Here is a 24,275-nt window from a genome sequence, read left to right as displayed (position 1 = left end):
CACCATGATGATGGCCCTCGGCATGTTCGTGTTCAGCCTCAGAACCGTTGCCTACCAGGAGCTGCAACGCCAAACCGATTGGCGCCACGCCAGCAACAACCGCATCGGCGCCGCTCCTGCGCGGCAATTCGTCGGCCGTGGCGAAGACGCTATCACCCTCCCCGGCATCATCCTCCCGGAGCTGGCCGGCAGCGCCCTCAGCCTCGACACACTGCGCCTGATGGCAAACACCGGCAAGGCATGGCCCATGGTCGAAGGCAGTGGCCGGATCTACGGCCTGTGGGTGATCGAAAGCATGAGCGAGACCAAGACCATCTTTTTCAGCGACGGCACCCCACGGCGCATCGAGTTCACCCTGAGCCTGAAGCGTACCGACGACGACCGCATCGACCTGCTCGGCACGGCTACCAGCGTCGGTGCCAACATCCTGCGAGGCCTGCTGTGATCGAATCGGTCATTTCCAAAGTCACCGGCTACGTGCGCAGCACCGCCGAGCAGTATGTCCGTGACGCGGCCTATCCCGTGCCGGCCTTCAGGCTCACCGTCGACGGCATGGACATCGCGCAACTGGTCAGCCCGCGCCTGATGAGCCTGGAGCTGACCGATAACCGCGGCGTCGAGGCGGATCAACTCAGCATCACCCTCAGTGACCATGACGGCCTGCTGTCGATCCCGCCAAAGGGCGCGGTGTTGCGGTTGTGGCTGGGCTGGAGCGATACCGGCCTGGTGGACAAAGGCACCTATACCGTCGACGAAACCGAACACAGCGGCGCGCCGGATGTGCTGAGTATCCGCGCTCGATCGGCAGACCTGCGCAAGGGCCTGAAAACTAAACGCGAGCGCAGCTGGAGCAACACCACCCTCGGCAAAGTCCTGGGCGATATCGCCATCGGCAACGGCCTCAGCGCCACCATTGCCGGCGCGCTCGACGGCTTGCCCATCCTGCAGCTCGACCAGGCCAACGAATCCGACGCCAACCTTATCAGCCGCCTGGGCGAAGAATTCGACGCGGTGGCCAGCGTCAAAGCCGGGTGCCTGCTGTGCCTACCGGCCGGCGGAGGCAAGACCGCCAGCGGCCTGGATCTGCCACACATAACACTCACCCGCGCCGATGGTGACCAGCACCGATACCTGCAGGCCGACCGCGACAGCTACGACGGCGTGCGCGCGTACTACTACGACGTGAACAGCGCAAAAAAACAGGAAGCCATTGCCGGTGGCGGTGACAACCTCAAAGACCTGCGCCATACCTACAGCGACCAGCAGTCAGCCCTGCGCGCTGCCCGGTCTGAGTTCCGACGCCTGCAACGCGGCAGTGCCACACTCAGTTACAGCCTGGCTATGGGGCGACCGGATCTGATCCCCGAGCTGACGTACACGCTCCAGGGCGTGAAAGCGGAAATCGACGAGATCATCTGGTATGGCGGCAACGTGCAGCACAGCCTAAGTGCGGACGGCGGGTACACGGTCAGCTTGGAGTTGGAGAGCAAGCTGCCGGAGGACAATGTTGAAGACCTGGCAGAAGAGAACAAAGGGGATTACACGGGGATCATCGCGTACTACCGGGACCATAAAACTGGGAAGGAAAAGACGATTACGGCGGGGGATCAGTCGAAACCGAGACGGTTGCGGTGGCTATACGCGAGCGAGAAGACGGCCAAGCGGGCGGTGGATCGGGAGTGGAAAAAAATGCAGACCGTAGGCACATAAAGATTCACCCGCCCCAAAAAACAAAACCCGGCATTGCCGGGCTCCTCCGTCACTTCGCGTTTAACAGCACATCGAAAAACCGCAGAATGTCCTTTTGCTGCTGCTGATCAAGTTGCCTGAACATCTGCAAAACCAATCTCTCGCGTTGATTCAAACTCTCAAACTCAACGCTCTCCGACTGCTTGGCTTGCACCTCGTTACTCGCGGACATGTGTTACTCCCTTCAACACATCCGGATGCCCGGCACCAACCTAGGTGCCAACCAAAGCACCCGGAGGGGCGAGGAATTTTCAGCGCGTATAGGTGTGCCACCAGCCTACGTAAGAGTTCTCAGAAAATGGATCAGGGCTTAGAGCATAAATCCTGCGCAATTTGTACAAAGTTGCTGTAGTCCATCTTTATGGCTGGCATAGAGGGGTTTGGCTTCGTAATGTCTTGTCCGTCCGCCCAGCCGCGACTTTTGGCCTGGCTTCGGGCACTCCCATTTAGCGCATAGACAGTTCCGTCTGAGGTCTTTGCCAAGGCCTTAGGCGAAGGGCCTTCGCACATCAGATCGACACTTTCAACAGTGAACGGCCAGACGTCGCCAAATTCATCACTTGAGACTGTATGCACCTTCGCCCCCGCTATTGCAGTAGCAGAAAAAGCCAGAGCAGCCATCAGCGCCAAAACCTTGATTCCTTGGTTCATTCTCACTTCCCTATTTTTTTTGATTGAACGCCCGCAGGAGCCTTTTCACCGCACCTTTGTCGTCGTCGTCGAGCGACCGCACATGTTCGAGCATCTCGATTTCATCAGCAGACAGGGTTGGTTCTGCAACTGGCAGCCGTTGACCAATAACCACGTAAAGGATATCCACACCTTCGGCCGCCACAGCGGCGAGGTAGTCCGCGTCTGGGCTTCGATCGCCTTTTTCGTAGTTGAACTGAGAGGTCTTTGCCACGCCCGCGATCGCGGCGAAATCCGATTGATTGAAACCTAAGCGGACGCGCTCTTCCCTCAGCCTTTCACCAATATTCAACAAAACGACCCCTTATTGAGTTGACTATTCAACGCTCGTTGAATACTCTTCCCCTGTCATCACACGAAACCACACGAAACGAGACTATGCCGAACGCATCCCCCATCGAGCAAGCATGCCAAGAGGCCCGTGATCGTCTCGCACGTCTCGGGATCACGGCCAAAGACTGGGCCCAAAAAAATGAATTCAACCCATCGACGGTCTACGCGGTTTTGAACGGACAGAAAAAGTGTCTGCGCGGTGAAGCTCACCGGGCGGCCGTGCTGCTCGGAATTAAAGACGGCGTGATCACAAACTAGGGCCTCTGGCTCCAAGGGGAAACCAGAAGATGAAACGCCCAGTTCTAGCGACCAAGCGGCAAGTAATGAGCGCTGTGATCAACGACTACAAAGGTGGTCGTGAATGCGCAGCAGCTCGCCTCGGTTACGAACTCAAAAAGTTCGATAACCACATCTACGAAAACGCCGGCAGCCGGCCTTTGACGGACGAGCAAATCCACTGCCTGGAACAGGACGCAGGAACTACGCACCTGCCGGAGTACATCGCGGCGCTGTATGGCGGCATGTTCGTTCCCCTGGCCAAGCCAGAGAAGCTGGACAACGTCGACCTCTACAGCCGCTCCGTCAATGCGGCTGCCAAGCGGGGCGTCGTCGACCAGATCATCGCCAAGGCGCTGGACGATGGAGTGATTGAGCCAGATGAAGCCGAGGCAATCATCGCAGCCCATAACCGCTATATGTCTGCCCGCCACTCAGAAGTACTTGCCACGATCCAGCTGCACAGCAAGGGGACCGTACAGTGAGCACCTACAAACTTGTCTGCCCCCATTGCCACGGCCGCATGCGTATCCGTACCAGCGAAGGCCAGCACATTTTTTTGCGCATCGCCTACATGCAATGCACCAACGAAGCATGCGGCTGGTCGGTGCGTTCTGAATTTCAAATGACCCACGAACTCAGCCCCAGCGGCATGCCCAACCCAGCTGTAAAGCTGCCGATTGCGGACGTGGTCATTCGTCGCCAGGCAATGAAAACAGCCAACGATCAACCCGATCTGTTGGACCAGTTGGAAATGGAGGTCACAACCGTATGAAAACCATCGCCCTGACTACCAACCCCACCAGCGACTACCGCGCGGCGATGCAACAAGCGGCAGTGGCCTACTTCTACCGCCACCGTTGTGAGCATCTGGCTGGTGACAGCCAACTGCTCGAGAACTGCGCCCGGTACCTGACGCTGTCTCTTGAAGTCCCCCAGCACCTGGTGCAGCGCATCGCTGAGTTGGCCGTCGCCGAATTCGAGAGCATGACCTGCAAGCGTATTGCCTGGCTGGGCGTTCATCCCAACAGCGGCGCGTACCGGCCTGTCATCTGGCTGCTCGATAACTGCACCCAACAGCGACACCCCGTTTCAGCACGTTTGCTCCCCACACGCCTGCTGCTGACTCGCAACCTCCCGCACTAATCCGAACCCCATCCCTGATTGATGCCCGCGCCGCGTGGGTAGGGGAAATTTGCAACTTACTGGTGGCCGAAATGAGCAAAATCACCATAAAACTGGAGCTGGACGAACAGCAGGCGCAGCAATACTTGCTGTGGTTGACCACTCAGTACGAAGTCACCATGGCTGATATTTGGTACTCCGATCGCTACCGGAATGTGCCGAGCGGTCAGCGGGCACCGAAGGTGCTTGAGGACTTGCCCTACCTGGCCGGCATCTGCAAGACGCGCAGCGAGCTGAAAAAGCAGCTCGTCGTGGCTGTTGCGGAGCATGCGCAGTGAATCGCAAGCCCATGGAGCAACAGATCCGCGCTGATGTACTTCAGCGTCTGGAATCTGATTACGGCCTGCAGCACATGGTCGGCACGCACTACATGCGCAAGGGCACCTGCCCGCAGTGCAATCAGAAACGCCTGTTTTCCCGCCACGACGAACCTTGGTTCATACGCTGTGGCCGCGAGGAAAAATGCCGGTACATGGCTCCGACCAAGGAGCTGTACCCGGACCTGTTCGACGACTGGAGCAAGCGTGCGCCGGCCACCAGTGATCAGCCTGCTGCCAGTGCCAAGGCGTACCTGTCGTTTGCCCGAGGTTTTCGCGTCGAGCTGATTGAGGGCTGGTACACCCAGGAGAGCTACTTCGATCGCGACCTGAACATCGGCTCAGCAACCGTCCGCTTTCCCCTGGAGCATGGTGGGTACTGGGAGCGCTTGATTGACCAGCCTTCCCGCTTCGGCAAGAAGAAGGCCCGCTTCCAGCCTCTCAAGAGCTACAGGGGGCATTGGTGGTGCCCGCAGTGCCTGGACCTGCTGGAGGTAGACGAGCTGTGGATTGTTGAAGGCATTTTCGATGCCATCGCGCTCGTTCAGAACGGTATATCTGCTGTTGCCGCCCTGTCGTCAAACGCGTTTCCAGAAGAGTCGCTGAAGGCACTCGCCACCGCACGCGGCGGTAAAACACCCAAGTTGGTTTGGGCCTTGGACAACGAGCCAGGCGCTCACAAATACACACGCAGCTGGGTGAAACGTGCCCGCGAACTCGGCTTCACCTGCGACGCCGCCCAGGTATCGCAGCCAGATGCGCGCAAGGTTGACTGGAACGATCTGCATCAGCGATGGGCGTTTATCGACGACGAAAAAGCCCGTGCCGAGCGCATCGACAAAGACCTGAAAGAAGCTCGTCACCAGGGCGCCCTGCTCATTGCTGAGAGTGCCAGCGACAAGGCAATGCTCATGTACCAGTGGCGGGAGCGGGAGGAATTCCATTTCTGTTTCGACTCCCGCCTGTACTGGTGGAAATTGGATATCGCGAAATACAACAGCGCCAAACAAGCACTGGATAAAAGCGATGGCCAAGAAACCCAGGTGTTGAACGAAAAGCAGCTCCGGGAGAAAGCGCTGAACGTGGCCGGCTGCGTCGTCGAAATCGCCAACTGCTACCCCAAGGCCCTCTATTTCCAACGCAACGAGATCACCGACGAGTCTTGGTACTTCTTCCGCGTCGACTTCCCGCACGACGGTGGCTCCGTGAAAAACACCTTCACCGGCGGCCAGGTCGCCGCCGCCAGCGAATTCAAAAAAAGACTTCTCGGCATGGGCGCTGGGGCCGTGTTCACCGGCAGTGGGCAACAGTTGGACAAACTCATGAAAGACCAGCTTTTCGGTATCAAGACCGTTCAGACCATCGACTACGTGGGCTACAGCAAGGAATACCACTGCTACGTGTTCAACGACGTCGCCGTCCGCGAGGGCCAGGTCATCCACATCAACGAAGAGGAGTTTTTTGAGATGGGCAAGCTGAAACTCAAGACCCTGCAAAAGGGCGTGAAGATCGATCTGGAGAAGGATGGCAAAAAATACGATCAGCAGTGGTTAGGACTTCTGTGGCAGTGCTTCGGCGCTCAGGGCATCGTCGCACTGACTTTCTGGTTTGGCTCACTGTTCGCCGAACAGATCCGCGCTCGGTACCAGTCGTTTCCGTTTCTTGAAGCCACGGGCGAAGCCGGCGCCGGCAAGACCACCTTGCTCACCCTGCTCTGGAAACTGGCGGGCCGGGACGGTTACGAAGGGTTCGACCCATCCAAATCCACCAAGGCCGGCCGCAGCCGCTTGATGGGCCAGGTCTCCGGCATGCCCATCGTGCTGCTGGAATCTGACCGCAGTGGCGACGACAAGGCCCACGCCAAGACCTTTGAGTGGGACGAACTCAAGGATTACTATGGCGGCGGCACGCTGGCGACCAAGGGCGTTAAAACCGCCGGCAACGAGACCTACGAGCCCCCATTTCGCGGCACGATCGCTATTAGCCAGAACGCCCCTGTCGTGGCGTCTGAAGCAATCATGACCCGGATCGTGAAACTGCATTTTGTGCGCCCGAACGTGACGCCTGAGAGCCGCGCGGCGGCAGACCGTCTGAACGCCCTGGAAGGCTCGACACTCAGCAACTTTGTTCTACAGGCAGTTCGCAAAGAGCTGGAAGTGATGGACCTGTTCGCCCAGCGCATCCCTGGCTACGAGGCGAAATTGCGCAATCTGCATTCGCATTGCTTCGCCTGCGAGACCCCGTTTCACGACGAGCAAAGCGATTGTCACCACTGTGGCAACAAGCTGCGCGGTTACATCCGCGTGGAGCGGATCAATAAGAACCACGCCCAGTTGCTCGCCCTGCTCGACTGCCTGTGCGTGGTGGTACCTCTAACTGAACCGCAGATCAGCCACACCCGCACGCAGATTATTCGCATGGCGATCGAGCGCCAGTCTTCGATCAGCTCCGACCACCCGGTAGTGGCTGAATTCTGGGAAGTGTACGAGTACCTCGAAGGTCTCGACGCCGACGGCCCAGTGGTCAACCACAGCAAGAAAGACAACATCATCGCCATCAACCTCAACGACTTTGTGAAGTGCGCGGCCGAGCATCGCCAGAAGATCGCCGACGTCAGCGAGTTGCGCGAGCGCCTGAAAGACTCCCGCTCCCGGAAGCTGCTCGACATCAACAAAGCCACTGACAGCGCGGTACGGGCTCACCAGGCCAAGACCAGCAACGCAGTCATCACCAAACAACCCATCGTGAAGTGCTGGCACTTCCAGGCCTGACCAATCAACAGCAACACCCGCCAGGCGCTGCAACGCCGGCCACCACCCAAAGGAGAAGCACCATGCACGTACAAGTCATAACCGGTGACGGCGAAAAGGGGGAAACCAACCGCCTTCGGCATCTGAAGGAGCTGAAGGACTGGTTCAACGAGTCCGGGAAGATTGTTCACGCCGATGCCTATGACTCCGCCGGATTGATCGCGATCCTGGAGGTTCGTGCGGTAAGCGATAAAGAAATCCTGGTGCTGGAGTGCAGCCGGGAACAGATCCAGGCAGTTCTGGAATGGCAGTCAGCAACTGATGAGGTTGTTGAGTTTGAGAATCTGCTGCTGCACCTGGTGCGGAAGCAAAACCCAACCGGCGAAAGCCGTTAAGAAGGTGGTGTCGAGGGGCTGCAACCCCTCGACACCGACCACCCAAAGGAGAAGCACCATGCAAGTGAATCAACCCCAAGGCGGCGCAGTAGAGGCTACCACAACCCAGCTGGCTATCGGCGACACGGTCAGCTACGTCGCAATGAGCGGCGGCGGTCGGGAATATCGTTTGAGCGCTCGTACAGGCGTGATCGTCGCCATCGACGGCAATGTTGCAACTCTGCGCGCCGGGAACGGCCGCAGTGTCACACAACCACTCGACAAGCTGACTCCAGACGGCCAGCCCAATGCACTGACGCGCATGCTCATGGGAGGGAACTGATGGACCCAAGAATCCGAACCCGCCCCGCTATGGCGAGCCACCGGTTGGACTTGCCCAGCCGCTGCGACATCTGCGGCAAGGCACGCTCCACCCGGAAGCACGGCGCCTGTAGCCGCATCCGTCAGCAGAGCAAATCGGCGGAATGGGCTGCATTCATGGCCGAGCGTGAAGCGGCCAAACAGAACAAACCGCGTCGATACGCGCACTGATACCCAACACAGGCCAGACACGGGGAGCTGCAACTCCCCCACTGCCTGAAAGGAGAAGCACCATGCATTCAAATCAAAGTTCGAGCGACACCCGCACTTTTTACTCTTTTGAGCCAGTGACACCAGTATCGGCACCATTGGAACTGACCGCTGACCTGCGCTACATCCTTGGTATTCCTCACACCAAATTAGCCAGTACAGCCCAGCTACTGCGGCAGCAAGGGCACTGTATTGGGGAGCGTAGTGAAGATGAGCAAGCCGCTGTCATCCATTGGATGCTCGGCCACTACCTTCGTCGCGGTATCCATTGGAGGGTGTTCGCTTACGCAGAACTCGACGCCAACGATGACTTTCCAGGGTTTCCGGGAGACGAGTCATGACCGTATTCCTGCTGCTGTACCTGTGCGCGGATGCGTCACGAACGGATTGCCAGGTGGTGAAGGCTGATAGCTGGAGCGGCCCCCACGCCTACGAGCAATGCACCGACGTCGTGCCTAGCTTGACCGAGGCGCTGACTGCGCCCAACCAAAAGCGGCATCAGTTCGTTTGCGAAATCCAGGGCGCCATGGCGAAACCCGCAGAACATAAGGCTCAGCCGGTGTTCATTCACCAATCGTTTCGGATGTGAGGGGGTCCATCATGAACACAGCCTTTATCTTGATGGCCCAATACGACGGCCTGGCAATCATTTCGCTGGAGCAGGTTTGCCGGGATTACTTCACGCACCTGACGCCGGAAATGTTCCAGCGCAAGGTGATGAGTGGTCAGATCAAGATCCCCATCACACGCCTGGAGCCGAGCCAGAAGTCGGCCAAGGGCGTCCATCTCACTGACCTGGCCGCATATCTAGATCGACAGCGCGCCGCCGCGGTTAAAGAGCACAACCAGCTCAACGGGTTAAAACACGCCTTTTAAGCCACTTCTGTGATGCGGCGCCCAGTTGGACGGGCGCCCTCAGGATTTTCTCGTGCCATTCCCAGCCCACATAGCGATCACCCTTGCCGCGCAGGTGGGTGTATCGACGCATCGAATTCCAATCCCGGTGGCCGGAAACACTAGCCACACGCGGAATGTCCCAGTCCATCTCAAACAGGCGGCTGACGCCTTCATGTCGAAGGTCGTGAAAGTGCAGGTCCGCGATGTTCAAAAACTTGCAGGCTTTCGCCCAGGACGTGGAGATGGATTCAGGGCTGTAGGGGAATATGTCTTCGCCGGCCTTCGGCATTGTTTGGAGGATCTGCCACGCCTCGTCCGGCAGATAGCACCAAACGTCGTTGCCGATCTTCTGCCCGGGGTTCTTCATGTCGCGTACCAGTACCCGCTGGCCGGGCTCGTCGACGTCCACCCAGCGGATACGGGTTATTTCATCCAGCCGTCGCGTGGAGAACAGGGCAAAACCCACTACCTTCAGCATATTCGTGACGCTCGGGCGCCTCGCCTGCATGGCTTGGTAGTGCGTCAGCACCATTCCCAGCTCGTCCAACGTCGGCCGGCGGTCACGCTCGCGGCTTTTGAGGTTGTAGCCGAGTTTCCGTAGCACTCGTCGGGCACCGCTCATCGCGAGTGGATCGACTTGGTAACCCCATGCGTCTTTAGCAATCGCCAGAACAGCGCCGAGGTGCGCCAGGTCGTTTCCGGCGGTCTGGGGCTGGACCCCGCCGCCCTCCTTGCTCATGCGCCAAAGGGCGAAGTCGACCAGGCGTTGGGTATTGATGTCTGTATCGTTCAGCTTACCGATGTCCATCTTGCCGATGGCTTCGAGCGTGGCCTTCTTGGTTTTGCCCAGCGGACGGGCCTTCTCCACTTCCAACAGATACTGCTCGATCATTTCTTTGACGGTGACGTCCTTACGGTTTGCCCGCTCGATCGCACCAGGCTCATCCAGCTCCGACTCGCGCTTACGCGCCCAGGCCTGGGCGGCCTGTTTTCGGGCGAAGGTCTGGCTCTCTTGGTAGACTTGCACTCCGTCGCGCTTGATGCGGATCTGAGCCGTGTAGCTCACAGTCCCATCCGCCAGTTTTCTTGCCCTGATAGTCGCCATATCGAAAGTGGTACGCGTCAGTTTTTGGGTGGTACATCGTACCACCGAGCCTTAAAAAAGGCCTGAAAACGCCCTAAAACCTGCCGAATACACGTTGAGTAAAATGATTCAAAAACAGAGCTTTAGCCCAGCAGAATCAAGCCCCGCACTGCCTCGGCGCTTTAGCGTTGCACCCATGATGGACTGGACCGACCGCCACTGCCGGTTCTTCCTGCGCCTGCTCTCCAAACACGCCCTGCTCTACACCGAGATGGTCACCACCGGCGCGATCCTCCACGGCGATCACGAGCGCTTCCTGCGCCACAACGACGCCGAGCATCCTCTCGCCCTCCAGTTGGGCGGTAGCGTCCCCGCCGATCTGGCCGCTTGTGCCCGTATGGCCGAGGCTGCCGGTTACGATGAAGTGAACCTGAACGTCGGCTGCCCCAGCGATCGGGTGCAGAACAATATGATCGGCGCGTGTCTGATGGGCCATCCGGCGTTGGTGGCCGATTGTGTGAAGGCGATGCGCGATGCGGTGTCGATTCCGGTGACGGTGAAGCACCGTATCGGGATCAATGGGCGGGACAGTTATGCGCAATTGTGCGATTTCGTCGGGCAGGTGAAGGACGCGGGGTGTACCAGTTTTACCGTGCATGCGCGGATTGCGATTCTGGAGGGGTTGTCGCCGAAGGAGAATCGCGACATTCCGCCGTTGCGTTATGACGTGGCGGCGCAGTTGAAGCGCGATTTTGCCGAGTTGGAGATTATTCTCAACGGCGGGATCAAGACGCTGGAGCAGTGCCATGAGCATTTGCAGACGTTTGACGGGGTGATGCTGGGCCGGGAGGCTTATCACAATCCGTATTTACTGGCGGAGGTGGATCAGCAGTTGTTTGGCAGCACGCGGCCGGTGATCAGTCGGGCAGAGGCGTTGGCGCAGTTGCGGCCTTATATCGCGGAGCATTTGGCAAGCGGTGGCTCGATGCATCACATTACGCGGCATGTGCTGGGGTTGGGCACGGGTTTCCCTGGGGCGCGCAAGTTCCGGCAGTTGTTGTCGGTGGATATTCATAAAGCGAGTGACCCGCTGGCGTTGCTGGATCAGGCGGCGGAGTTGTTGGAGGGCCGGTGAAACCGGCGCCCACAGGTTGATCGCAGTGTTCATCGGGCTGTCGGGTTGAACCTGCGGGCGATTTTGCCCTCCTATTTACCAGCAAGGCCAGTCATTCAAACGGCTGTTTTCAGGTTGTTGCCCTCGCAAACGATCGAACGCATTTGCGCCCTTGAGCGCCTGCCAGCGCTCGGGTAATGTCATCAGACCCATAGGACAGAGCACGCTCATGACTTCCAAGCTGGAACAACTCAAACAGTTCACCACCGTCGTCGCCGATACCGGCGATTTTGCGGCCCTCGCCAATCTCAAGCCGCAAGATGCCACCACCAACCCTTCCCTGCTGCTCAAGGCCGCGTCGATCCCGGGCTATGCCAAGTTGCTGGATGAGTGCGTGAAGGACTGCAACGGTGATGTCGGCCTGGCCAGCGACCGTTTTGCGGTGGCGGTGGGTCAAGAGATCCTGAAAGTGGTGCCCGGCCGTATCTCCACCGAGGTGGATGCGCGCTTGTCGTTCGACACTGACGCCGTACTCAAGCGCGCGCACCGTCTGATCGACCTGTACGAAAAAGCCGGGGTTGGCCGTGATCGCGTGCTGATCAAGATCGCGTCCACCTGGGAAGGTATCCGCGCGGCGGAGAAGCTGGAAAAAGAAGGCATCCAGACCAACCTGACGCTGCTGTTCTCCTTCGCCCAGGCCGTGGCCTGTGCCGAAGCGGGCGTGTTCCTGATTTCGCCGTTCGTGGGCCGTATCTACGACTGGTACAAGAAAGCCAACGGCAACGACTACACCGGCGCCGACGATCCGGGCGTGCAGTCGGTGACGCGCATCTACAACTACTACAAGGCCAATGGCTACAAGACCGTGGTGATGGGGGCGAGTTTCCGCAACCTGAGCCAGATCGAAGAGCTGGCCGGTTGTGATCGCCTGACCATCAGCCCGGACCTGCTGGAGAAACTGGCGGCCGATACCGGCAAGCTGGAGCGCAAGTTGTCGCCAGGCCATGCCGGTGAAGCGCGGGTGCATCTGACTGAAGCGCAGTTCCGTTGGGAGTCCAACGAGGATGCGATGGCGACCGAGAAGCTGGCCGAGGGGATTCGTCAGTTTGCCCGCGACCAGGAGAAGCTGGAGGCGTTGCTGGCTGCCAAGCTGTAACAGCGGCGGCAGCAAAAAGGGCGGGACCTGTGAGGGTTCCGCCCTTTTTTTGCGTCAATCCGTTAGGCATGTACTGACAGGTCTGGCGCAATCGGGAGCAAGCTCCCTCCCACACCCGGGGAGTGTCAGTGGCGTTCGAGGGCGTTGACGAGGTCGTGGAAGGCTTCGCGGTTGGACTCGTTCAAGCCCATCAGGATTTTGTGCGCTTCCAGCACCTTGATCCGCACGATTTCCTCGGATTGGTCCTGGGACGGCAGGTCGGTCAGGCATTCCGGGCAGGGGATCGGGCGGTCAACGATGTTGAACACTTGATCGAAGCCCATGGACTGCAACAGACGGGTGATGTCTTCGTGGGTGGTGACGACAGTGGGCAACAGGCCGACCTTCTGCCGAGACAGAATGGACAACTTGGCCAACAGCCCAAGCGTGGTGCTATCGATGCTGCGGGTTTCGGTCAGATCGATCACGATCGCCGAGAAATTCAGCGCTGTGAAGATCCGCTCAATCGTTGCATCCAGCGCCGAACACAAGGTCAGGCGCACTTCACCGACAAACTTCAGGACAAACGTCCCGTCTTGCTCGGCGAATTGGATTCTTCCGGTACTCATCAAAGATTCCTGCTCAACACCAATAGGGCGATATCATCCGGCATCTCCCCTAGCGTGGCCAATCCAAAAACCTGCCGCAGGCCATCCAGGCTGCCGCCCGCCGACTTGACCCGTTGGGGCAAGGCGGCTTCTTTCTCTTTGAGTGTAGGCTCTGGAAGAAGGTCGAGGATGCCATCGGACATCAGCGTCAGGCTGAAGGTCGGCGGCAGCTCCAGGATGTGGTCTTCGTAGGTGGCTTCATTGAACAAGCCGACGGGCAGACCACGCCCTTCCAGGTAGCGCACACTGTCAGGAGTGTATAAAACCGGCATCGGCAGGTGACCGCCGATGCTGTAGGTCAAAAGACCGGTTTCTTCATCAATCACGCCGCCCACCATCGTCACGTGCTTGCCCAGCTTGCAGCTGATCAGGCCTCGGTTGATGTGGCCCAGCACCTCGGAGGGGGTGAACTCCGGCAAGGTGCCATTGCGCTTGGATTCGAACAGCAGCCGTGTGGTCATGAACTTCAACAACACGGTGACAAATGCCGAGGACGCGCCGTGGCCGGACACGTCGGCCAGATAAAACGCCACCCGCCGCTCATCTACGCGGAAATAGTCGACAAAATCACCCGACAGGTACAGCGACGGGATGATCTGGTGCGCAAACTTGAACTCATCGATGGTCCACGGGCTGACCGGCAGCATGTTCATCTGCACCTGGCGACCGGCGTTCTGGTCTTCCTGGAGCAGGTTCAGGCTGGCTTCGAGTTCGCGGTTGGCGGTTTCGAGCTTTTCGCGGTAGCGCTGGTTTTCCACCAGCAGGCGTGCGCGATCCAAGGCACGGCGCACCGAGTGCTCCAGCACCGCCAGGTCTTCCAGGGGCTTGATCAGGTAGTCGGCGGCGCCCAGGCGCAGGGCCTCGACGGCGTCGTTCATCACCCCGGCACCGGACACGACGATCACCGGCGTCTGCGGAGCAAGCTCGGTCACCTGGCGAATCAGTTCGAGGCCGCCCATCTGGGGCATGCGCAGATCGCAGATCACGAGGTCGGGCTTGTCGCGCTCGAATACCTGGAGACCCTGTTGGCCATTGCTGGCCTGCAGGACGCTGAAGCCACTGTCTTCCAAATAGGCCGCAAGGCTTGCGCGCACTACTTCGTCGTCATCGATTATCAGCAGCGTGGCACTGGTTTTTGGCATGTGGGCAAACGGCGCCAGAATTAGGTTGGCGTAGGCGGCTCGGCAATGGCCGGGCTCACGCTACTGGATTCGCTTTCTAGCCTCTCTGTCCTACAAAGCATAGGCTTTTTGCCCACGCACAAAGGTAAAGCAGAGGTGCCCTTCTAAGGCGCAGACGGTACTCCCATCCGACAGGGGTTTCAAGCTCATGCCGATGGTCGCCGAACGTCTTTACATCGCAAATCACCGGGAGTTATAAGAACAGCCATCACCACAACACAAAGTAAGGATGGAAGCTGTGAGCGAACACGAGCGCGACTACGCTGAAAAGCGCGATTTCATCCGCATGCGAGTGGATGCCAATGTCTCTTTGATCCATGCCGGGCAAGAAATTGACGGGGTTTGCGTGGACCTCTCCAGCTCCGGCATGCAGGTGCAGGCACCTCGCCAGTTCACGGTGGGCGATCTGCTGACCGTGCGGATCGAGTCGGAGCACGCGGCCCTCGCGGGCCTGGAAGCGGACACCCAGGTGGTATGGGCGAGGAACGAGGGCGACGGCCAGCATCTGGGGCTGAAGATCCTGAAAATGCGCTAATACCCGCGCACAAAAAAGGCGACCACATGGTCGCCTTTTTTCGTTTCAAGAGGTCTCGACCTAGAAGTCGTCGACAACCTTGCCGTCCTTGACCTTGAACTCGCGGTTCTGCAGGTAGGCGTTGCGGATGAAGGTGTACTTGTCGCCGGTGATCAACTTCTCGCTGTCGAGCAGGCTGGCACGGGTGTCGACGATGTTCAGGCCGAAGGTGCTGTTGCGCCAGCCGATGTCGTTCATGTAGCGGTACGGTTGGGTGTAGCTGTCCACGTATTTGGACGGCGCGTCGCGCAGGGTGCTTGGGCCCAGCAGCGGCAGCATCACGTAAGGACCGCTGCCGACGCCCCAGTAACCGAGGGTTTGGCCGAAGTCTTCATCGCTGCGTTGCAGCCCCATTTTGGTGCCGACGTCGATAAAGCCCAGCACGCCGAAGGTGGTGTTCATCAACAGGCGGGCAGTATCCACGCCGGCCGCGTGTGGCTTGAGTTGCAGCACGTTGTTGGCCAGGTTGCCGACATCGCCGATATTGCGGAAGAAGTTGTGCACGCCGTCCTGCACGAATTGCGGGGTCACAAACTGATAGCCTTGGGCCAATGGTTTGAGGGCGTAGGTATCAACGGTGTCGTTGAAGGTGAAGATCGGGCGGTTGATGCTTTCCCATGGATCATCTTCCGACGCGGCCTGTGCGGCGAAAGGGGCCATCAGGATAACGGCACACACCGAAAACTGAGCGAAGTAGTGGCTCCAGCGCATAGCTTTTGCTCCTTGAATAGTCTGTCATGGGCGCTATGCCCTGAATAAGGCGCCAGTATATGACGGAAGTGTCCTTTTAGGCAGCTGCCAGGAAACGACATACGGAGAATGTACAAAATTCCTACAAACTGTCACGGACTTGTCACGCCACTCCGATAGCGTCGTAGCTATTTCAGGGATGTCGAAATGCCTCACGCCGAGATTGCCGTCGCCACTGCCCCCACCTTGACCGCCGTGTTGTTTGGCCTGAGTGGCTGCCTGGTCGATTTCGGTTCCCAGGCGCGCACCGATTCACCCTCCCCGCACGCCGAAGCCACGCCAGGTGCACTGAAGGTCCTGCGCAGCCTCAAGGAACAAGGCGTGCCCTGCGCCTGGCTGGATGAACTGCCGCCCTCGGTGACGACCCCGCTGGCCGCTGCGCTGCCCGATTGGCTCAAGGCCGCATCGTCCTCTCCCATCCGCTGGCCCGCCCCTCATGCATGCTGGCAAGCCTTGATGGAATTGAACATCGAACGCCTGGAAGGCTGCGTGCTGGTCAGCGGCGAGCCGCGCCTGCTGCAATCGGGCCTGAATGCCGGGCTGTGGACTATCGGCCTGGCGTCCTGCGGTTCGCTGTGCGGCCTGGCGCCCGAGCAATGGCAGGCACTGACCGACCAACAACGCGAATACAAACGCGGCAAGGCCACCGTGGCGCTGTATGGGCTGGGGGTGCATTCGGTGATCGATCACCTCGGCGAGCTCGGCACCTGCCTGGCAGACATCAGCCTGCGCCAGCTCAAAGGCGAAAAGCCCTGATTGAGATCATGCACAGACGGCGCCGGTAGATTAATCTACAGCTCCTCTCGTAGACCTTTCTCGGCGTGCCGTGGTCTATGCCAGTGCCTATCGATAAAAGGAACAACACCATGCCTGCCCGCGAAAAACTGCAAGAACAGGTCAACATCCTGCGCGAGCAACTGGACCAGGAACCACCGCTGCCAGCCGAAAAACGTGAAGCGCTGGAAGCCTTGCTGGCCAAGTTTGAAGTACAACTTGAACTGGAACCGGCCACCCAGCCGCCCAGCATCGCCGACGAAGTGAACCGGGCGGTAGAAGGTTTCGAGTTGGACCACCCGGGCATTGCCGGGACGCTGCGCAATATCGTGATCACCCTGGGCAACATCGGCATTTAACCCGAGCCCAAACCAAGCACAGAACCAAAATGTGGGAGGGGGCAAGCCCCCTCCCACATTGGGTTTGTGTAAAGGTTACTGGCGCGCCAGGCGCAGGTTCTGGAACGGCACCGCCTCAGTACTGCGATACGGGTTGATATCCAACCCACCCCGCCGCACATACCGCGCATATACCGTCAACTTCTCCGGCTTCAGCAGGCGCTGCAAGTCCAGGAAGATCCGCTCCACGCACTGCTCATGGAAGTCCGAGTGCTGGCGAAAGCTCACCAGATACTCCAACAGGCTGGCGTGATCCAGCTGTGCGATGTGGGAGGGGGCTTGCCCCCGATAGCAGTGGGTCAGGCACAGAGACTGTGACTGACACTCCGCTATCGGGGGCAAGCCCCCTCCCACATTTTGGTTTGTGTAAAGGTTACTGGCGCGCCAGGCGCAGGTTCTGGAACGGCACCGCCTCAGTACTGCGATACGGGTTGATATCCAACCCACCCCGCCGCACATACCGCGCATATACCGTCAACTTCTCCGGCTTCAGCAGGCGCTGCAGGTCCAGGAAGATCCGCTCCACGCACTGCTCATGGAAGTCCGAGTGCTGGCGAAAGCTCACCAGATACTCCAACAGGCTGGCGTGATCCAGCTGTGCGCCGCGGTATTGCACGGCCACGCTGCCCCAGTCGGGCTGGCTGGTGACCGGGCAGTTGGATTTGAGCAGGTGGCTGTACACGCTCTCCTCGACAATGCGCGAGTCATCGCAACGCAGCAGTTCCGGACGCGGATGTTCGTAGTTGCTGACGCTGATATCCAGGTGATCGATGCACACTCCCGGCAACGCCACCACGCCTTCGGCTTCAACCTCGGCCAGGCTGCGCACGCGCACGCCCACCGGCTTGCCGGCAGCAGCGCTGAGGTCGGTGCGCAACGTCGCCTCTAGACTTTGCGTATCGGCAAACACGGTCTGGTTCAGCGAGTTGAGGTACAGCTTGAAGGACTTGGACTCGATGATATTCGGCGAGTCGGCCGCAATGCTGAATTCACCGATGGCCACCACCGGCTTGCCCGACGGCAGCAGCCAGGACAGTTCGAAGCAGTTCCAGAAATCCACGCCCGTGTACGGCAGGGTCTCGGCGCTCAGGCCCAGCTCGGCCCATTTCGCGGCGCGCGGAATCGGGAACAGCAACGAAGGGGTGTAGGTGGAGATGTATTCACTGGACTTGCCCAGCGGCGAATGTTCGGCTGCGGGATGCATGGCGGAAACCTGGCTAAATTAACCCCACCAGTCTACCAGCCTTTGCCCCCGCCTCTAACAACCGCCGCATCGACACCGTCAATCGCCGCAGCGGCTCAATCGACGTTGATCTTGCCGACCATGCCCGCCTGGTAGTGCCCGGGAATATTGCAGGCAAACTCCAACCCGGTGGCTTTGCTGAAGGTCCAGGTCAACTCAGCGGTTTTACCCGGTCCGACCAGAACACTGTTGGGGTCATCGTGCTTCATCCCGCCCATATTGCCCATATTGCCCATATCGCCGTGCTCCATGGCGCCGTGGTCCATCTTGCCCATGCCGGTGGCGTTCAGCATGCCGCTGGCCTGCATCTGCATCATTTGCTTCTGATGCTCCGCATGCATGGCCGCATCGCCCAGATTGAACTCATGGAGCAACTGGCCTTTGTTGACCAGCACAAAGCGCACGGTCTCACCGGCCTTTACGTCCAGGGACTTGGGCGAAAAGGACATATCCTGCAGCACCACTTCCACGGTGCGCGTGGCCTTATCGGCAGATGCCGGCTGGCCGAACGCATAGGTGTGGGCCGTGCCGGCCATTGCTCCGACACTCAACGCCAACAGGCAGCCCGCCAACAACAAGGGGGTACGCAATGCCATCTCAATTCTCCAAAGGTGTGGGATCAGTCTGAGGACCACTCTAAGATTGCAGCGCTGCCAGCCAGCTGACTGCTAGATTACAACTTTGTCAGGTTGCGCCCCTCCCCTGGCCACCACGGTATAAAGCCTGACGTGACCCGCCGCCAAGAGCTGCCCATGAAACTGCTGATCGTCGAAGACCAACCCAAAACCGGCCATTACCTGCGCCAAGGCCTGACCGAAGCCGGTTTTACCACCGAGCTGGTGGCCGACGGCACCAGCGGCCAGCACTTGGCGCTGACCGGCGATTACGACCTGCTGATCCTCGATGTGATGCTGCCCGGTCGCAATGGTTGGCAGATCCTACAGGCCGTGCGCAGCGCCGGCCTCGACGTCCCGGTGCTGTTTCTCACCGCCCGCGACGCAGTGGAAGACCGCGTACACGGCCTGGAACTGGGCGCCGACGATTATCTGGTCAAGCCGTTCGCCTTCTCCGAACTGCTTGCGCGGGTGCGTAGCCTGTTGCGCCGTGGCAGCAGCGCACCGCAGGAAACCACCCTGCAACTGGCCGACCTGCGCCTGGACCTGATCCGTCGCCGCGTCGAGCGCGACGGCCAGCGCATCGACCTCACCGCCAAGGAGTTCGCCCTGCTCGAACTGCTGCTGCGGCGCCAGGGCGAAGTATTGCCCAAGTCGCTGATCGCGTCCCAGGTGTGGGACATGAACTTTGACAGCGACACCAACATCATCGAAGTGGCGATCCGCCGCCTACGCCTGAAAATCGACGACAACTTCCCCAATAAACTCATCCACACCGTGCGCGGCATGGGTTATGTGCTGGAGGAACGATGCAGTTGATCAAGCGACTGTCCCTGGCCAGCCGCCTGGCCCTGTTGTTTGCGGCCTGCACCGCGGTGGTCTCGTTGCTCGCCGGCGTGCTGTTCAACCGGGCCAGCGAGGCGCATTTTGTCGAGCTGGACCAGCAACTGCTCGAAAGCAAACTGGTGGCGCTGCGCAGCACCTTGCAGGGCGTCGACTCACCGCAGCTATTCGCCCAGCGCGAAGCGCAACTGCGCGCCGAGCTCAATCGTCAGCCCGACCTCACAGTACGCATCACCGCCGCCGGCCAGCGCTGGTTTGACGGCGCGCCGGCCATTGCCCTGCCCGAGTCGCCCGGCCTGCACAGCCTGCAAAACGCCGGCATCGACTACCGCGTGTACAACGCGCCGCTAAGGCCGGGCCAACCCGACTCGCCGCAACTGAGCCTGATGCTCGACATCACCCACCATCAGCACTTCCTGCAACGCATGCAGCATTTGATCTGGCTCACAGTCAGCCTCTCGGCCCTGGCCACCGCGCTGCTAGGCGCCTGGGCGGCGCGCAGCGGGCTGCGACCGTTGCGGCGCATGGGCGAAGTGGCCGCCAGCGTGTCGGCCCACTCCCTGACCCAGCGTTTGCCCGAGCAGGGCATGCCGGTGGAACTGGCGGAACTGGCCCAGGCCTTCAACGCCATGCTGGGCCGACTGGACGACGCGTTCCAGCGCCTCTCGGCGTTCTCCGCCGATATCGCCCACGAACTGCGCACGCCCCTGTCGAACTTGTTGACCCACACCCAAGTCATCCTCACCCAGCCGCGCCCGCTGGAGGATTACCGCGAGGCGCTGCACAGCAATCTGGAAGAGTTGCAGTGGATGGCGCAGTTGGTGAACGACATGTTGTACCTGGCCAAGGCCGATCACGGGCTGTTGGCGCCCACGCGCGAACCGTTGAAGCTCGCGGACGAAGTGGACGCACTGCTGGAGTTCTTCGTCTTGCTGGCGGAAGACGCGCACGTCAGCCTGGTGCGCGAGGGTATGGCTCACACAACCGGCGATCGCGGCATGTTGCGCCGGGCATTGTCGAACCTGCTGGATAACGCGCTGCGCTTTACGCCCGCGGGCGGCGAAGTGCGGGTGCATCTGGCGCAGGGCGCACAAGGCGTGACGCTGACAGTGGAGAACAGCGGCGAAGGCATTCCGGCGGAGGTGTTACCGCGGTTGTTCGACCGCTTCTACCGGGCGGACCCGGCGCGGCATGAAGGCAGCAGTGAACACGCAGGGCTGGGGCTGGCGATTACCCAGTCGATTGTGCGAGCGCATGGCGGGCGGATTTATTGCGAGTCTGAGCCGGGGTGGACGCGGTTTGTGATCGAGTTGCCAGGGGGGGGTGATGCAAGCTGTGCCGGCGCTATCGGGAGCAAGCTCCCTCCCACATTTTGATCTGTGAATACATTCAAAATGTGGGAGGGGCTTGCTCCCGATAGCGGTCTTAAATCCTACGAATACCTGAGGGCATGCGCCGGCTCGATCTTCGCCGCCCGATACGCCGGGTAAACCGTGGCCAAAAAGCTCAACACAAACCCGGCCGAGCAGATCAGCAGCACATCCCCACCCTGCAATTGCGAGGGCAGGTTGCTGACGAAGTACACGTCCGAACTGAAGATATGCTGCCCGCTCACGCGCTCCAGCCAACCCACCAGCTCACTGACGTTGAGCGCCGCAATCACGCCCAGCACACCGCCGATCAGGGTGCCGATGATACCGATCACCGTGCCCTGCACCATGAAGATCGCCATGATCTGCCGTGGCGTGGCGCCGATGGTCCGCAGGATCGCGATGTCCGCGCCCTTGTCGTTCACCACCATGATCAACGTGGCAATGATGTTGAACGCCGCCACCGCGACGATCATCAGCAACAGCAGGCCGATCATGGTTTTTTCCATCTTCATCGCGCTGAACAGGCTGCCCTGGGTGTGGGTCCAGTCATCCGCCTTGTAGGCCGCACCGAGGCTGGCGGCGATGTCCGCCGAGACCTTGGGCGCCGCGTACAAGTCCTTCACCGCCAGGCGCACGCTCTGCACCTGGTTCGGCTGCCAATGCTGAATTTCTGCGGCGTCGGCCATATGGATCAACGCCATCGAACCGTCCAGCTCGGCGCCGACCTTGAAGATACCGACCACGTTCAATCGCTGCATGCGCGGGGTGATGCCACCCGGCGCGCTGCTGATTTCCGGGACGATCAGGGTCAGCTTGTCGCCCACGTTCAGGCGAAAGCGCCGCGCGGTGATTTCACCGACCACCACGCCGAACTCGCCGGGTTTCAAGTCTTCCAGTTTGCCCTGGACGATATGCTGGGCCACGATCGACACCTTGCCTTCCTGGGCCGGGTCGACGCCGCTGATCTCGATCGGCTGCATCGCGCCCTTGTAGGAGAACATACCGTCCATCTGCGTGAACGGTACTGCGGCAGTCACTTCGGGATTCTTCATCGCCGCCGCGGCCACCGGCTGCCAGTTGTCGATCGGGTTCACGCCGACGATGGTGGCGTGAGGCACCATGCCGAGGATGCGCGAGCTCATTTCGCGTTGAAAGCCATTCATCACCGACAACACCACGATCATCGCCAGCACGCCCAGGGCGAGGCCGATCATCGAGGTCATCGAGATAAACGAAACAAAACGGTTGCGGCGCTTGGCGCGGGTATAGCGCGTGCCGATGAAAATCGATAACGGTCTGAACATTCGCTTGCACCGCCTGAAAAAATGAAAAAACCCGGCGTCATGCACCGGGCTTGAAACAGGTCAGATGGCGACCAGATGACCTTCCTGCAGGTGCAGTACGCGGTCCATCTGCCGGGCCATGCTCATGTCATGGGTCACCACCAGGAACGCGGTACGCATCTGGGTGCTCAGTTCGAGCATCAAGTCCTTGATGCCCTGGGCGGTGTGGGAATCGAGGTTGCCGGTCGGCTCGTCGAGCATCACCAGGCCCGGGTTGTTCACCAGGGCGCGGGCAATCGCCACACGCTGGCGCTCACCGCCGGACAATTCGGCCGGTTTGTGCTCCAGGCGATGGCCGAGGCCAACGCGCTCCAGCAAAGCCTTGGCACGCTGGCGCGCCTCTGGGATCGCGGTCTTGCCGATCAGCAGCGGCATGCACACGTTTTCCAGGGCGGTGAACTCCGGCAACAGGTGGTGGAACTGGTACACGAAACCCAACGAACGGTTGCGCAGTTGGCCGCGGGCCTTTTCGCCGAGGGCCGAGAGTTCTTCGCCGGCCAGCCACACGCTGCCCTGGGACGGCGTATCGAGGCCGCCCAACAGGTTGAGCAAGGTACTTTTGCCGGAACCGGAACTGCCGACGATCGCCACGCGCTCGCCGGGGTGCAGCTCAAGTTGCAGGTTGGACAACACCACCACCGATTCCGGACCTTCCTCGTAGGACTTGCCCAGGTTGCGGCAGCTCAGGATTGCTTTTTCACTCATGCCCGATTCACTCATAACGTAAGGCCTGTGCTGGCTGGGTACGTGCCGCGCGCCAGGCTGGATACAGGGTGGCAAGGAAACTCAGGACCAACGCAGCGCCGCCCACCATCAGCACGTCCTGGGCCTGAACCTGGGACGGCAAGTAATCGATGAAGTAGACGTCGGCATTGAGAAACTTGTGGCCGATCAGGGTTTCGAGGCCGGCGATGGCAGCGCTGACGTTGAGCGCAGCCAGAATGCCCAGCGCGGTGCCGATCAAGGTGCCGACCACGCCGATCACCGTGCCCTGCACCATGAAGATCGCCATGATCTGCCCCGGCGTGGCGCCCAGGGTGCGCAGGATGGCGATGTCGCCCTTCTTGTCGTTCACCACCATCACCAGGGTGGAGATGATGTTGAAGGCCGCGACGGCGACGATCAGCAGCAACAGCAGGCCGATCATGGCTTTTTCCATGCGGATGGCCTGGTACAGGTTGCCGTGGGTACGGGTCCAGTCGCGGGCGTAGTACTGGTTTTCACCCAGGTGCTGGGCGATTTCCCAGGCGCCGCGCGGGGCGTCGAACAAATCGTTGAACTTCAGGCGCAGGCCCTGCACCTGGTCCGGCTTCCAGCGATGCAGACGCGCCAGGTCGGTGAGGTTGGTCAGGCCGAGGTAGCCGTCGATCTCGCCAGCGCCGACGTGGAAGGTGCCGACCACGGTAAAGCGCTTCATGCGCGGGAACATGCCGGCCGGGGTCACGGTGACTTCCGGGGCGACGAAGGTCAGCTTGTCGCCGATGCCCACGCCGAGCTTGGCCGCGGCCTTGTCGCCGATGACGATACCGAAGCTGCCGGGCGCCAGGTCGTCGAGTTTGCCCTGCAGCATGAACTTGTCGATGATCGAGACCTTGCGCTCCTGGACCGGGTCGATGGCATTGAGCAGGATTTTCTGCACCTTGCCGTCATGGGTCAGCAACCCTTGCATCTGGGTGAACGGCGCCACGGCCACGACCTTGGGGTTCTGCTTGACCTTGTCGGCCAGGCTTTGCCAGTCGCTGATCGGTTCACCCGACTCGATGGTCGCGTGGGGCACCATGCCCAGCACGCGGGTACGCATCTCATGATCGAAGCCGTTCATCACCGACAACACCACGATCATCACGACCACGCCAAGGGCGAGACCGATCATCGAGGTCAAGGAAATGAACGACACAAAATGATTGCGACGCTTTGCACGGGTATAACGCGTGCCAATAAATACGAAGAGAGGTCTGAACATGTCGGGGCTTGTTCGGAGGAAAAGAAGACGTCCCGGTGGCGGGGTCTGGTAAGCAG

Annotated in this window: 33 protein-coding genes and 1 pseudogene; 21 read left to right on the top strand and 13 right to left on the bottom strand. The window is 60.0% G+C overall.

Features of this window, described 5'->3' with window-relative positions; all coding sequences use genetic code 11:
* Positions 1 to 4: 4 nt before the first annotated feature.
* Together PverR02_RS08255 and PverR02_RS08250 are read left to right on the top strand one after the other, a co-directional pair.
* Positions 5 to 445, top strand: a complete 441-nt coding sequence (locus tag PverR02_RS08255) for a phage tail protein (RefSeq protein ID WP_079443095.1) — start codon at positions 5 to 7, stop codon at positions 443 to 445.
* The gene (locus PverR02_RS08250; protein ID WP_079443094.1) at positions 442 to 1,710 is read left to right on the top strand and encodes a phage late control D family protein; all 1,269 of its coding nucleotides are present in this window, start codon (positions 442 to 444) and stop codon (positions 1,708 to 1,710) included. The genes PverR02_RS08255 and PverR02_RS08250 overlap by 4 nt, the downstream gene beginning before the upstream one ends.
* 49 nt (positions 1,711 to 1,759) lie before the next feature.
* Here the strand turns inward: PverR02_RS08250 and PverR02_RS32190 are convergent, their stop codons facing one another.
* The 3 genes from PverR02_RS32190 to PverR02_RS08240 form a co-directional block, all read right to left on the bottom strand.
* Entirely contained in the window at positions 1,760 to 1,921 is a 162-nt protein-coding gene (locus PverR02_RS32190; RefSeq protein WP_161493716.1) for a hypothetical protein, read from the bottom strand.
* Positions 1,922 to 2,052: 131 nt separating this feature from the next.
* Positions 2,053 to 2,400: a DUF2511 domain-containing protein gene (locus tag PverR02_RS08245; RefSeq protein WP_079443093.1), complete on the bottom strand. Its 348-nt coding sequence runs from the start codon at positions 2,398 to 2,400 to the stop codon at positions 2,053 to 2,055.
* 10 nt (positions 2,401 to 2,410) lie between these two features.
* Complete coding sequence (locus PverR02_RS08240) at positions 2,411 to 2,731, bottom strand: helix-turn-helix domain-containing protein (RefSeq protein ID WP_079444994.1); 321 nt, start codon at positions 2,729 to 2,731, stop codon at positions 2,411 to 2,413.
* An 86-nt stretch (positions 2,732 to 2,817) separates the two neighbouring features.
* Between PverR02_RS08240 and PverR02_RS08235 the strand changes: the two genes are divergently transcribed.
* The 12 genes from PverR02_RS08235 (at position 2,818) to PverR02_RS08180 (ending at position 9,141) form a co-directional block, all read left to right on the top strand.
* Positions 2,818 to 3,030 (top strand): DNA-binding protein, encoded by a 213-nt coding sequence (locus PverR02_RS08235; RefSeq protein ID WP_079443092.1) that lies wholly within the window; start codon positions 2,818 to 2,820, stop codon positions 3,028 to 3,030.
* A gap of 29 nt (positions 3,031 to 3,059) precedes the next feature.
* Complete coding sequence (locus PverR02_RS08230; RefSeq protein ID WP_079443091.1) at positions 3,060 to 3,533, top strand: YmfL family putative regulatory protein; 474 nt, start codon at positions 3,060 to 3,062, stop codon at positions 3,531 to 3,533.
* Positions 3,530 to 3,823: an ogr/Delta-like zinc finger family protein gene (locus PverR02_RS08225; RefSeq protein WP_079443090.1), complete on the top strand. Its 294-nt coding sequence runs from the start codon at positions 3,530 to 3,532 to the stop codon at positions 3,821 to 3,823. The genes PverR02_RS08230 and PverR02_RS08225 overlap by 4 nt, the downstream gene beginning before the upstream one ends.
* Positions 3,820 to 4,194, top strand: coding sequence for a hypothetical protein (locus tag PverR02_RS08220; RefSeq protein WP_079443089.1), 375 nt, complete (start codon positions 3,820 to 3,822; stop codon positions 4,192 to 4,194). Before PverR02_RS08225 ends, PverR02_RS08220 begins: the two co-directional genes overlap by 4 nt.
* A 71-nt stretch (positions 4,195 to 4,265) precedes the next feature.
* Positions 4,266 to 4,511, top strand: coding sequence for a hypothetical protein (locus PverR02_RS08215; RefSeq protein WP_079443088.1), 246 nt, complete (start codon positions 4,266 to 4,268; stop codon positions 4,509 to 4,511).
* A gap of 11 nt (positions 4,512 to 4,522) precedes the next feature.
* The gene (locus tag PverR02_RS08210; RefSeq protein ID WP_174630503.1) at positions 4,523 to 7,321 is read left to right on the top strand and encodes a toprim domain-containing protein; all 2,799 of its coding nucleotides are present in this window, start codon (positions 4,523 to 4,525) and stop codon (positions 7,319 to 7,321) included.
* Positions 7,322 to 7,383: 62 nt separating this feature from the next.
* Positions 7,384 to 7,695: a hypothetical protein gene (locus PverR02_RS08205; RefSeq protein WP_079443086.1), complete on the top strand. Its 312-nt coding sequence runs from the start codon at positions 7,384 to 7,386 to the stop codon at positions 7,693 to 7,695.
* A 58-nt stretch (positions 7,696 to 7,753) separates the two neighbouring features.
* Positions 7,754 to 8,017, top strand: a complete 264-nt coding sequence (locus tag PverR02_RS08200; RefSeq protein ID WP_079443085.1) for a hypothetical protein — start codon at positions 7,754 to 7,756, stop codon at positions 8,015 to 8,017.
* Positions 8,017 to 8,226, top strand: a complete 210-nt coding sequence (locus tag PverR02_RS08195; protein ID WP_079443084.1) for a hypothetical protein — start codon at positions 8,017 to 8,019, stop codon at positions 8,224 to 8,226. The genes PverR02_RS08200 and PverR02_RS08195 overlap by 1 nt, the downstream gene beginning before the upstream one ends.
* 62 nt (positions 8,227 to 8,288) lie before the next feature.
* Positions 8,289 to 8,606 carry a hypothetical protein gene (locus PverR02_RS08190; RefSeq protein WP_079443083.1) on the top strand — a complete coding sequence of 106 codons (318 nt, stop codon included), beginning with the start codon at positions 8,289 to 8,291 and terminating at the stop codon, positions 8,604 to 8,606.
* Positions 8,603 to 8,854, top strand: coding sequence for a hypothetical protein (locus PverR02_RS08185; RefSeq protein WP_079443082.1), 252 nt, complete (start codon positions 8,603 to 8,605; stop codon positions 8,852 to 8,854). Before PverR02_RS08190 ends, PverR02_RS08185 begins: the two co-directional genes overlap by 4 nt.
* A gap of 11 nt (positions 8,855 to 8,865) precedes the next feature.
* Complete coding sequence (locus PverR02_RS08180; RefSeq protein ID WP_079443081.1) at positions 8,866 to 9,141, top strand: pyocin activator PrtN family protein; 276 nt, start codon at positions 8,866 to 8,868, stop codon at positions 9,139 to 9,141.
* On the opposite strand, the gene PverR02_RS08175 is transcribed toward PverR02_RS08180, so the two are convergent.
* A complete protein-coding gene (locus tag PverR02_RS08175; RefSeq protein ID WP_079443080.1) occupies positions 9,116 to 10,267 on the bottom strand; it encodes a site-specific integrase in 1,152 nt (383 codons plus the stop codon). The two genes, PverR02_RS08180 and PverR02_RS08175, sit on opposite strands and share 26 nt — an antisense overlap.
* Positions 10,268 to 10,370: 103 nt before the next feature.
* Here PverR02_RS08175 and dusA point away from each other — a divergent pair, with 103 nt between their 5' ends.
* Together dusA and tal are read left to right on the top strand one after the other, a co-directional pair.
* The gene (gene dusA / locus PverR02_RS08170) at positions 10,371 to 11,381 is read left to right on the top strand and encodes a tRNA dihydrouridine(20/20a) synthase DusA (protein ID WP_079443079.1); all 1,011 of its coding nucleotides are present in this window, start codon (positions 10,371 to 10,373) and stop codon (positions 11,379 to 11,381) included.
* A gap of 208 nt (positions 11,382 to 11,589) precedes the next feature.
* A complete protein-coding gene (gene tal / locus PverR02_RS08165) occupies positions 11,590 to 12,516 on the top strand; it encodes a transaldolase (protein ID WP_017848890.1) in 927 nt (308 codons plus the stop codon).
* A 125-nt stretch (positions 12,517 to 12,641) separates the two neighbouring features.
* On the opposite strand, the gene rssC is transcribed toward tal, so the two are convergent.
* Both rssC and rssB read right to left on the bottom strand, forming a co-directional pair.
* On the bottom strand, positions 12,642 to 13,124 hold the full coding sequence (gene rssC, locus PverR02_RS08160) for an anti-sigma factor antagonist RssC (RefSeq protein ID WP_017848891.1): 483 nt from the start codon (positions 13,122 to 13,124) through the stop codon (positions 12,642 to 12,644).
* Positions 13,124 to 14,305, bottom strand: a complete 1,182-nt coding sequence (rssB, locus tag PverR02_RS08155) for a two-component system response regulator RssB (RefSeq protein WP_017848892.1) — start codon at positions 14,303 to 14,305, stop codon at positions 13,124 to 13,126. Before rssB ends, rssC begins: the two co-directional genes overlap by 1 nt.
* Positions 14,306 to 14,582: 277 nt before the next feature.
* On the opposite strand from rssB, the gene PverR02_RS08150 reads away from it, so the two are divergent.
* On the top strand, positions 14,583 to 14,879 hold the full coding sequence (locus tag PverR02_RS08150) for a PilZ domain-containing protein (protein WP_046384310.1): 297 nt from the start codon (positions 14,583 to 14,585) through the stop codon (positions 14,877 to 14,879).
* A gap of 60 nt (positions 14,880 to 14,939) precedes the next feature.
* Here PverR02_RS08150 and PverR02_RS08145 read toward each other — a convergent pair whose 3' ends face one another.
* The gene (locus tag PverR02_RS08145) at positions 14,940 to 15,578 is read right to left on the bottom strand and encodes an MlaA family lipoprotein (protein WP_370737570.1); all 639 of its coding nucleotides are present in this window, start codon (positions 15,576 to 15,578) and stop codon (positions 14,940 to 14,942) included.
* A 237-nt stretch (positions 15,579 to 15,815) separates the two neighbouring features.
* Between PverR02_RS08145 and PverR02_RS08140 the strand changes: the two genes are divergently transcribed.
* Positions 15,816 to 16,424: a phosphatase gene (locus tag PverR02_RS08140; RefSeq protein ID WP_079443078.1), complete on the top strand. Its 609-nt coding sequence runs from the start codon at positions 15,816 to 15,818 to the stop codon at positions 16,422 to 16,424.
* A gap of 110 nt (positions 16,425 to 16,534) precedes the next feature.
* Positions 16,535 to 16,801: a DUF4404 family protein gene (locus PverR02_RS08135; protein WP_046384312.1), complete on the top strand. Its 267-nt coding sequence runs from the start codon at positions 16,535 to 16,537 to the stop codon at positions 16,799 to 16,801.
* Positions 16,802 to 16,876: 75 nt separating this feature from the next.
* On the opposite strand, the pseudogene PverR02_RS08130 reads toward PverR02_RS08135, so the two are convergent.
* The 3 genes and pseudogenes from PverR02_RS08130 to copI all read right to left on the bottom strand — a co-directional run.
* A pseudogene (locus PverR02_RS08130) lies at positions 16,877 to 17,131 on the bottom strand (NADPH-dependent 7-cyano-7-deazaguanine reductase QueF); the annotation flags it as partial.
* Positions 17,132 to 17,213: 82 nt separating this feature from the next.
* Positions 17,214 to 18,044, bottom strand: coding sequence for an NADPH-dependent 7-cyano-7-deazaguanine reductase QueF (queF, locus tag PverR02_RS08125; protein WP_079443077.1), 831 nt, complete (start codon positions 18,042 to 18,044; stop codon positions 17,214 to 17,216).
* A gap of 95 nt (positions 18,045 to 18,139) precedes the next feature.
* Positions 18,140 to 18,679 (bottom strand): copper-resistant cuproprotein CopI, encoded by a 540-nt coding sequence (gene copI, locus PverR02_RS08120; RefSeq protein WP_057005004.1) that lies wholly within the window; start codon positions 18,677 to 18,679, stop codon positions 18,140 to 18,142.
* A 156-nt stretch (positions 18,680 to 18,835) separates the two neighbouring features.
* Between copI and PverR02_RS08115 the strand changes: the two genes are divergently transcribed.
* Together PverR02_RS08115 and PverR02_RS08110 are read left to right on the top strand one after the other, a co-directional pair.
* Positions 18,836 to 19,516: a heavy metal response regulator transcription factor gene (locus tag PverR02_RS08115; RefSeq protein ID WP_046384314.1), complete on the top strand. Its 681-nt coding sequence runs from the start codon at positions 18,836 to 18,838 to the stop codon at positions 19,514 to 19,516.
* Positions 19,513 to 20,916, top strand: coding sequence for a heavy metal sensor histidine kinase (locus tag PverR02_RS08110; RefSeq protein ID WP_079444993.1), 1,404 nt, complete (start codon positions 19,513 to 19,515; stop codon positions 20,914 to 20,916). Before PverR02_RS08115 ends, PverR02_RS08110 begins: the two co-directional genes overlap by 4 nt.
* Before the next feature lie 56 nt (positions 20,917 to 20,972).
* Here PverR02_RS08110 and PverR02_RS08105 read toward each other — a convergent pair whose 3' ends face one another.
* From PverR02_RS08105 to PverR02_RS08095, 3 genes are read right to left on the bottom strand one after another with little or no spacing between them, the layout of a single operon-like run.
* Positions 20,973 to 22,217, bottom strand: a complete 1,245-nt coding sequence (locus PverR02_RS08105) for a lipoprotein-releasing ABC transporter permease subunit (protein WP_046384315.1) — start codon at positions 22,215 to 22,217, stop codon at positions 20,973 to 20,975.
* Between the two features lie 60 nt (positions 22,218 to 22,277).
* Positions 22,278 to 22,961 carry a lipoprotein-releasing ABC transporter ATP-binding protein LolD gene (lolD, locus tag PverR02_RS08100; protein ID WP_017477213.1) on the bottom strand — a complete coding sequence of 228 codons (684 nt, stop codon included), beginning with the start codon at positions 22,959 to 22,961 and terminating at the stop codon, positions 22,278 to 22,280.
* Between the two features lie 7 nt (positions 22,962 to 22,968).
* A complete protein-coding gene (locus PverR02_RS08095) occupies positions 22,969 to 24,219 on the bottom strand; it encodes a lipoprotein-releasing ABC transporter permease subunit (RefSeq protein ID WP_046490435.1) in 1,251 nt (416 codons plus the stop codon).
* Positions 24,220 to 24,275: the final 56 nt, after the last annotated feature.

It is taken from the genome of Pseudomonas veronii, assembly GCF_002028325.1.
GTDB lineage: Bacteria > Pseudomonadota > Gammaproteobacteria > Pseudomonadales > Pseudomonadaceae > Aquipseudomonas > Aquipseudomonas veronii.
Note: the sequence above shows the minus strand (reverse complement) of the source record. Positions and strands in the feature narration are given on the sequence as shown.